Genomic DNA, 384 nt, shown 5'->3' on the forward strand with positions numbered 1-384 from the left:
TTCCGATCTTTGCGATATAATAAAATTATGGCAATAGAAAATAAAAAAATATGCAATCTAAATATGAAAATTCATAATATTTGGATTCAAAAAAAAGAAGATATTGTGTCTCATGTTATAAATAAAAATATTGATCAAATGTTTAGTTATTTAACTTTAGATTATCCTTGTTATAATAGCACCACCAATAATAAAAATGATCTTTGCTGGCGTATTAAAGAACCTCCTAATAATTTATTATTTGTTTTTTTTGATAGCGGAATTAGATCTAATAAAGATGAATTTTATTCTTTAGAAGATCTAAATGAAATGGGCAATGGAGCAAAAAATATGTATATTTTTTGGTTAACAAAAACATCGCAAAGATCGGAAGAGCGGTTCAGC

Annotated in this window: 1 pseudogene; it reads left to right on the top strand. The window is 25.3% G+C overall.

The features are described from left to right. Positions 1 to 105: 105 nt before the first annotated feature. Positions 106 to 384: pseudogene (locus RI68_RS02775) on the top strand (SVM family protein); the annotation flags it as partial.

The sequence above is a fragment of the Vaccinium witches'-broom phytoplasma str. VAC genome (assembly GCF_000309405.1).
Classification (GTDB): domain Bacteria; phylum Bacillota_I; class Bacilli_A; order Acholeplasmatales; family Acholeplasmataceae; genus Phytoplasma.